The sequence below is a fragment of the Legionella gresilensis genome (assembly GCF_900639865.1).
Taxonomy (GTDB): domain Bacteria; phylum Pseudomonadota; class Gammaproteobacteria; order Legionellales; family Legionellaceae; genus Legionella_C; species Legionella_C gresilensis.
This window is the reverse complement of sequence record NZ_CAAAHX010000022.1, coordinates 1-6,356: the sequence shown is the minus strand read 5'-3', so window position 1 is coordinate 6,356 and position 6,356 is coordinate 1. Positions and strand designations below refer to the sequence as shown.

The window sequence follows — 6,356 nt, the reverse complement described above, 5'->3', positions numbered from 1 at the left end:
TGAATACACTAAAGATTAATCTCTTTTATTTTCTCAATATCAAATCTGCATTAATACCATTTTTATTGGTTAACTCTCTACTATGCTTAAGTCTCAAAAAACGACCCTTTTTGAGACTTTTTAATAAACAAGGGTCTTAAAAACGATATTTTTTGAGACAATCCCTTTGTTACTGTCTTGTTAGCTGAGTGACAGTCTAATGTCTGGTAGTTAGATTTTATGCTGATTAATTAAGGGGACTAAATCCTCAAGGCCGTTTAGATCATCTTTGTTGAAAGAACGCAATTGACCTTGATTATCCTGAATAAGCTTTTTTTTAAGATTAAACAAGCTTAACCGTAGCAAGGATGGTACGTTGCTAGGTAAGCCAACTTCTATACCATAGCAGGCCCGCTTACGTGGATCCATTTCCTCTAAGGCTATTCGACTTTCCCTAGTTAAGCTAAAGTCATATACCTTAATCCTTTGTAACACAGAATTACTTACAAGCGCTTTGATGCCAACCTCTCCTAGCGGATTATTGCTTAAATTAACTGTTGTTACAGTCTTACTATTCTTGGCAAAATCTTTAATGCCAACATCACCAATCTCATTCTTAAATAAATTAACTGTCGTTGCAATCTTATTATGCTCAGCAAAATATTTAGCGCCATCAGCACCAATCTGATTCTGGCTTAAATGAACTGTCGTTGCGATGGTACTATACTCGGCAAAATCTTTAATACCATCTTATTATGCTCAGCAAAGTCTTTAGCGCCAAGAGCACCAATCTTATTCCAGCATAATTCAACCTCAGTTACCATAGTGTTATACTTAGCAAAATCTTTAGCGCCAACATCACCAATCTCATTTTGACTTAAATAAAGTGCCGTTACTGTCTTATTATGCTCAGCAAAGTATTTTGCGCCAATATCACCAATTCTATTTTCGCTTAAATCAAAAACCGTTACAGTCTTATTATGCTCGGCGAAGTATCGAGCGCCAACAGCACCAATTCTATTTTGGTGTAAATCAACAAACTTTATTTGAGGATACATAGTAAGAAAATTAATAATGTCTATTAGATCATCATCACAAACATTTTGATATGCTAAATCAAGAAAGTCAGAATCAAGAAATTCAGAATAAACACATAAAGATAATAACCCTTGTTCCGTAAAATTTGGCATACTTACTCAAGAATGAATTATCAAGAATGATATATTTACAAATCACCCATGGAATTGCAATAGTACTAAAAAAGGAAGCTGCTTTAAAATTTTTTACCCACTTTAATTATTACTTTGACTTCTAAAAAGTAACAATTAAATATACTATTTTAGATAATTTGGGCCTTGTTACAAATAATGTAAAGGTTACATAAACTCGATAAGCAGTTCAGCCATATAAAAAAATAAAGTGGGCAATTTAAATGATTCAGCACCTTCATTTTAAAATTCTAATGTAAATTAGTAGCTTATTTTTGCAACGGAGCTAAAGATAAATTAGCTTGACAATGCAATGCCAATTAATTATCACGCTTAAGGGCTTTATCAGAAGATTTCTGCATATTTATTTGAGAATCTGGTTCAATGTGACTTGAAAAGAAGCCATTTTGAGACAATTCTAAATTAGTTTTATAAATCTTTTTTGGTTGCTCATCAGGGTAATCTGGCCCTCTTCGTTTACCTCCTAAAGGCTCATGATTGTCCTGCGTAAGAGAGGGACAATAAGACTTGAGTAACGGCATGTATTGTTGACTAATGTTATCTATTGGATGGCCTGCACTTATTAATAGTACTGCCATGTCGTAATCTGCATTTTCAAAAGCAACACTAAGAGGCGTTTTGCCATGATTATCTGGCCTACTTATATCAATCTTTTCCTGCTGTATAAGAACTCGGACAATATCGATATGACCATTTTGACATGCGACTAAAAGTGGCGTTGCACCATCTTCATCTGTTTGGTTAATAGCAATATTTTTGTGCTGAAGTAAACTAAGAACCGCTTCGGTAAATCCTCCTTCACAGGCTACAGAAAGTGGAGTAACGCCATCACTAGTTGCTTCATTAACCTCAATATACGCTTGTTTTAGCAACTCATTAATAATGTCAATATAGCCATTTTCACAAGCTATAAACAGGGGGGTTGTGTTGTCATTAGTTGCTATGTTCATTTCAATATTTTTTTGCTTAAGTAATGCTTGAACTATATCCGTATGGCCATTTTTACAAGCATGGAAAAGCAATGTAGCACCATTCTCATACCGCTCATTAATATTGATGTTTTCCTGCTTAAGTAACTCGAAAACAATATCAATATGACCATTTATATAGGCAATGTAAAGTGGTGTAAAACCATTATAATTAATTTTATTAATATCAATAATTTTCTGCTCTAGCAGTTTACATACAATACTTGTAAATCCATTCTGGCAAGCGATATAAAATGGAGTAACCCCAGGTTTAGTTTCTGTATTAATTTCAACTCCCTTTTGAGCAAGCAGCCTATAAACAATATTAGTATGCCCCTTTTGGCAAGCCGTCCAGAGGGGTGTTGCACCATTATATGCTTGGTTAATATTAACATTTTTTTGCTCAAGCAATGCTTGAACTATATTCATATGTCCCTGCTCGCAGGCTATATAAAGTGGTGTTGCCCCATACATATCTGGTTTATTAACATTAATCTCTTTTAGTTTAAGTAACTCCTGGACAATATCGATATAACCTAGTTGACAAGCGATAAACAAAGGGGTCGACCCATCATTATCTTCTTTATTAAAATCAATATTTTTTTGTTCAAGTAACTTACAGACAATAGCCATATGCCCATTACGGCAGGCTGAGAACAGTGGGGTCGCTCCATATTGAGTAAATTTATTAATCTCTATATTTTTTTGTTCTAATAGCTCACAGACAATATCATAATGGCCATTTTGGCAGGCAATATAAAGTGGCGTAGCTCCTTCATTGGTTGCCTTGTTAATATCGATTTTTTTGTGCTTAAGCAATTCAGAAACAATAGCAGTATGTCCATACTCGCATGCCAGGAATAAGGGAGTAATACCTTGAACACTTGTTTTGTTAATATCAATATTTTCCTGCTTAAGTAAGCTTCGTACTAAATTAAATTGGTTGTTTTGGCAAGCTAGATAAAATAAGCCTACTTGATAAGCATCAAATCGGTTTGCATGGTTGTACTCGAAAGGATATTTTTTTTCTAACTCAGTTAGAGCAATTTTAATAGACTCTTCTTGACTGGCTTTTGTAATCACTTGAATATTAAAAGCCACATAGTCTGCCTCATCAGAGGAAAGCGAAGAAAAAATACTCATAGCTAATGAGTTACTATCTAACTCACGAGTATAAGACATAAGATTTGGGAAACGAGCAAAATCATTAATATCAACATATACCCATTTTCGAATATTCTTATCATAGCACAGGCATATTGCATGATTACTGGATGACAGTAAAATAGGTGCAATAACCTCTGCCTCATCCATTATTTTCTCTAAATCTTTGAAATAGTCAGTTAGCTCAGATTGAGTAAAGGCATGTAGTTTATCCAAACTAACAACCAATTTTTCCTGTGACAGTTTATTAGGATATACAATTGAATAAATATCTTCCAAATTTTCTTGGTTTAAATATTGTGAAAATAACTCAAAATACCTAGCGGGATTTAAATAGAGTTGAATACCCTCATAAAAGGCTGGGATTTCTAAAAATATTTTTGTTTCTTCCGGGTAATTAAAGAAACCATAGTTTTTTGCGTGTAAACGTATTTGCTCAATATCATATTTTAATTTTTCAAAGTCATTGTCATAACTCTCAATGCACTTGAGGCGATAGAAGAACTTATAGCTCTCTTCTACAAGCCAAGCTTGGCAAAGCATCATAGAAAATCCGCGACATATTCCAGTGGAAAGCGGGTAACCTAAATATTGACCTAATTCTACTAACTGGGAATGAGTTAATTTAGCACCCATAAATTTACTAAATTTAAACAATTAATTTAAATTTTATTCTATTTATTTGCTTAAATCAAAGTTGTGCGTGCCTTTCCTAAATCACGCCATGTATCCTAGTTTAACGAAAAAGAGCTTGGGGCCGCATTAGGCAATGTAAATATTTCCTATGTTCATATAACCGCTCTCAGCGGCAGATTCTTTTTAAATGTATAGACAGCCCCACAATGCCTACTAATAGTATAATTTTATTTCTGCAATCTCGTCCTTGTTAATTTATCCTTAATAGTTAAATGTTATTCTTTATGAACTAAAATCAATCTATTTGTAATATATTATGACGAAAGTAACACATTTGGACTTACTGGTACTAGGCAAAACACTTGGTTATAACGATATGGATAAGGGATTATGCCGAGGATTTAGCTGTATGTGGGCGCAAGCTGTATTGGCTGCTGATGAGGCTAGTTTTTTTACAAGGCTTGAACTAATAGGGTCTTATAAACGCAATTTTGAGCGATTAAAGCGAGACATTGATCAAGCTAAAGCGCAGGCGAAAACACATATCGTGCTTGATGAACGAGCCAAATCCTTACTGCAGGTCCTTGCTTTTTTTGATGGAATAGCGCTTTATTTACGTCCAGATGAATATAGCGATATATTTCCTGGCGCCTTTATTACCCAAGCGGACTTAACAACCATTTACCCTCTTGCTAAATCCGAACAACTTAAGCATAGTGAGCTTGAAGTCTTGCTTAATAAGCCCTATGCGTTTAACCAAGACGAATTAACACGTTACCTAATAGAGATAGAAGGCTTATTAAATCAGGCTCCCTTAAAATATCCAATTTTATTGAGCAATGGTAATCATAGTGTTTGCCTAACCTATGACAAAGAAACGAAAACGTGGGAATATATCGATACTAACGATTTTGCGCGTTATTCTCAATATCCTTCCTATGTGCGCAAACTTAGTTGCGCCGAAACTGTTATCAGTATCTTTCATTCCTTAGATGGCCATACCCACGTTGCTTTTGAAACCACCCTGCTAACATCAAGCGACACCAAGTCAGCAAGGCTAAAAGACGAGGTTGCAAAGCTTGATAAGCAGTACGCTATCTTTCCGGAGTTAACGGCTCGATATAATCAATTTGGTGTTGGCTTATTATACCTTGCATGCCGAGGTGGCCACCAAACAATGGTACAAACCTTGGTACAGTGCCCAAAAATTGAGGTTAATAAAGTAAGAAACGATGGCGTTACACCCCTTTATATCGCATGCGAAAATGGCCATCAAGGGATAGTGGACATCTTATTAAAACATGACAAGATTAAGGTTAATAAAGCAAATAATGATGATATCACACCCCTTCATATCGCATGCTTTAATGGCCATCAAGGGATAGTAGACATCTTATTAAAACATGACAAGATTAAGGTTAATAAAGCAGATAATGTTGGTATCACACCCCTTTACATCGCTTGCCAACTTGGAAGAGAAGCCATTGTTGATTTGCTAGTAAACCATGATGAAATAGGAGTTGATATCCTAGGATTACAAGGCCATACGCCCCTGCAAGTGGCTTGTTTATCACCTTATACGCATGATAAACCCACTATATTTCAATCATTACTAAGTAAAAATGCAAGTCTTACTCACCAAAATGAGTTAGGCGAGTGCGCTTTAGATATTGCATTTGTACAAAACAATCATTTAGCAATAACAACTTTATTAACCTTTGCATACACCCAGACAATTAACCCAGATAATTTGATGTCTGAGGCGTCTTTAGAAAAGGCCATTAAGTGGTCAAGACAATGCTTGCCAGAGGTTCATAACTACTTAGTACAAAGCCAACTTAAACCACTCAATACAGTAGAAAATAGCAATCACGAAAAGCGTAGGCTATCTCAAAAAAATTTTTTTTCTGCAAAGAAAATTAAGCTTAATGAACCACTTCAAAACTTAGATACGCCTAATATAAGAAATTATAACTGTTGATTTAGCTTTCAAGGTCTAACCTAATGGTTGTATATCATCACTCTTATTTGTGTACTTAGTCTCAAAAAGGGTCGTTTTGCGAGACTATCCTAATTATAAAATAATAAGGCAATGAGTTTACGATGCCTGATTGTTTCTGAAAGTTTGTTTCTTTAATCTGTTTATTATTGAAGCAATTTTGACCGGCTGATTGCAATTGAAACTAGTAAATAAGTTATGAGCTGCTAGTGCTGAAAGTTTAATTCCTATTATGGTAAATACGTCATGAAAAGGACGTCTGAAGTCAACAATAACTATTTTGGTGGTGTTGCAAAAACAAGATGGTTGTATACTAAGCGAATTTAGCTGGCTATTTCTATGAGTTGTAAAAACTCATCTGCTTTCAAATGGCGTCATTTT

4 protein-coding genes and 1 pseudogene are annotated in these 6,356 nt (G+C 34.8%); 1 reads left to right on the top strand and 4 read right to left on the bottom strand.

Annotated elements, in window-relative coordinates:
- Window positions 1-210 precede the first annotated feature (210 nt).
- The 4 genes and pseudogenes from E1P04_RS18160 to E1P04_RS16255 form a co-directional block, all read right to left on the bottom strand.
- Entirely contained in the window at window positions 211-474 is a 264-nt protein-coding gene (locus tag E1P04_RS18160) for a hypothetical protein (protein WP_242604502.1), read from the bottom strand.
- A gap of 18 nt (window positions 475-492) precedes the next feature.
- Window positions 493-573 (bottom strand): annotated as a pseudogene (locus tag E1P04_RS18440) (hypothetical protein); the annotation flags it as partial.
- Window positions 574-674: 101 nt separating this feature from the next.
- Window positions 675-1,169, bottom strand: coding sequence for a leucine-rich repeat domain-containing protein (locus E1P04_RS16260; RefSeq protein WP_131783931.1), 495 nt, complete (start codon window positions 1,167-1,169; stop codon window positions 675-677).
- A gap of 338 nt (window positions 1,170-1,507) precedes the next feature.
- The gene (locus tag E1P04_RS16255) at window positions 1,508-3,976 is read right to left on the bottom strand and encodes an ankyrin repeat domain-containing protein (RefSeq protein ID WP_131783930.1); all 2,469 of its coding nucleotides are present in this window, start codon (window positions 3,974-3,976) and stop codon (window positions 1,508-1,510) included.
- Window positions 3,977-4,292: 316 nt separating this feature from the next.
- Between E1P04_RS16255 and E1P04_RS16250 the strand changes: the two genes are divergently transcribed.
- Window positions 4,293-5,957, top strand: coding sequence for an ankyrin repeat domain-containing protein (locus tag E1P04_RS16250; protein ID WP_131783929.1), 1,665 nt, complete (start codon window positions 4,293-4,295; stop codon window positions 5,955-5,957).
- Window positions 5,958-6,356: the final 399 nt, after the last annotated feature.

Coding starts and splice junctions, on each gene's coding strand:
- E1P04_RS16250 (WP_131783929.1), top strand. CDS start 4,293: ATGACGAAAGTAACACATTTGGACTTACTGGTACTAGGCAAAACACTT.
- E1P04_RS16260 (WP_131783931.1), bottom strand. CDS start 1,169: ATGCCAAATTTTACGGAACAAGGGTTATTATCTTTATGTGTTTATTCT.
- E1P04_RS16255 (WP_131783930.1), bottom strand. CDS start 3,976: ATGGGTGCTAAATTAACTCATTCCCAGTTAGTAGAATTAGGTCAATAT.